The organism is Curvivirga aplysinae, from assembly GCF_009711445.1.
GTDB lineage: Bacteria > Pseudomonadota > Alphaproteobacteria > UBA8366 > Aestuariispiraceae > Curvivirga > Curvivirga aplysinae.
In genome coordinates this window covers 6,233-7,993 of the sequence record NZ_SMMC01000116.1, presented here as the reverse complement: position 1 = coordinate 7,993, position 1,761 = coordinate 6,233, and the positions used below count along the sequence as shown (strand labels likewise).

At 37.3% G+C, this 1,761-nt stretch carries 3 protein-coding genes; all 3 read left to right on the top strand.

Features of this window, described 5'->3' with window-relative positions; all coding sequences use genetic code 11:
* Positions 1 to 297, top strand: a 297-nt coding sequence (locus E1160_RS03210; RefSeq protein WP_218048681.1) for a hypothetical protein, incomplete at its 5' end; no start/stop codon positions are given.
* Between the two features lie 9 nt (positions 298 to 306).
* On the top strand, positions 307 to 492 hold the full coding sequence (locus E1160_RS03205) for a hypothetical protein (protein ID WP_155153554.1): 186 nt from the start codon (positions 307 to 309) through the stop codon (positions 490 to 492).
* Positions 493 to 575: 83 nt separating this feature from the next.
* Positions 576 to 1,761, top strand: a 1,186-nt coding sequence (locus tag E1160_RS03200) for an HNH endonuclease (RefSeq protein WP_218048680.1), incomplete at its 3' end; no start/stop codon positions are given.

Genomic DNA, 1,761 nt, shown 5'->3' with positions numbered 1-1,761 from the left:
TTTTTTTTGTGGGAAACGATTTATTATGAATTATTTCAGCATCATATAACCAAGAAAGGGCAATTTAATGAGCAAGGACGAAACAGCCATATCTCAACCAACGGAAACGTCGGAATTGAAGGAGGAATTGCACGAGCTATTAAGCAAGCCGGCTATCTTCCGCCGCAGACTGAAGGAAGGGGAGCAATCGAGTTCGGATTATACGCCCGCGAAATTGTTGCCGAAAAATCCCCGAATGGAAGCGAAGTTGAAAAAGGGGTATTTCAGGAATCACTTTCCGTTGAAGTAACTAGTTAAGAGGAAATTATGAGTAACGACTTTTTTGCAAAAGGAAATTTAGTTGAAATGGAGATATCTTTGACAAGTGAAAGTTTTCAAGCTTACCAAGATGTGTCCCCAGAGATGCCAGCAGATTTTCAAGTCCTCACAATTGATGACTGGCATAAAATGACGACTTCCAAGCAAAGGTTTAAACCCTATAGGAATGATTGATAGAGAGTTCCGAAGAAAGTTTTCAAAACCTTCCATTAAAGATGTGGAAGGTTTTTTATTTTACACGGAATGGGAGTGGGGGAATGAGTCATTGTTGTCTATGCGGTGTTTTAATTACACCTGAGAATGACACAAAAGAACATGTCATACCCAATGCAATTGGAGGTCGTTTAAAAGTTAAGGGTTTTATCTGTAACCGGTGTAATAGTTTGGCCGGCGAAACCTGGGATCGTGCCCTATTAAAACAAGTAGAGAGTCTTTGCTTGCTTTTAGACATTAAAAGAGAACGTGGGCAAGTTCAGCCTATGGTAACTATCGGATCAGACGGGCAAAAATATATTCTACATCCAGGAGGAAGAATTAGTACAAATGAACCGACAGTTGAAGTGACACCAAGTCAAAAGAAACTGGATATAAATGTAACAGCGAGAACTGAAGGAGAAGGAAAGAAGATACTGAAAGGTATAGTGAAGAAATACCCTTGGTTAGATTTGGATACATTACTAAACGAAGCAAAATCAATCTCAAGTTACTCTCCAAGTAACTTAGGCTTACAAGTGCAATTTGGAGATCCTAATGGAATTAAATCCTCTATAAAAACTGCCTTGGCATATGCAAAAATATTGGGAGCGGATATTGCAGAATGTAATTTAGCTTTGGAAGTTATAAACGGACGAAACGATAGAAAAATATTTGGCTATGATTATAAAACTGACTATGTGGCTGACCGACCAAAAGATACAGTTTTTCATTGCATAAATGTGGTTTCAAATCCGTCTGAAAAAATATTGTATGCATATCTTGAGTATTTTAGTTGTTATCGCTTATTTATTTTGTTGTCAGAGAATTATCAAGGCATGGAGATAAATGATACATATGCGATTGACCCTACAATAGGTGAGGAACTGCATTTAAAGGTAAATTGTGAATTAAGTGCTCATGATTTGGAGATAATTCTTCAATCAATTATAGACCCAGAAGATGTTAAAAGGCCGATAGCTGAAGTATATGCTATAGCCTATAAGGGATTGTGGGAAAGGGAAATGATACGTGCTGTTAGTCATGCAGTTTATTTTGCTGCTGAAAAACTAGAGATTGGAGATGATGAGGATATTCCTGAAGAAAAGTGGCAGCAATTTGTAAAACTTCTTATGCAAGATATTCAACCATTCACAATGAAGTTTTCTGGTGTCCCTGCTGAACTAATTCCTCCAGTTGAATTGGATTTTGCACTGAAAAAGAAAATTGAAGCAAAGATTAGTAAAGAGA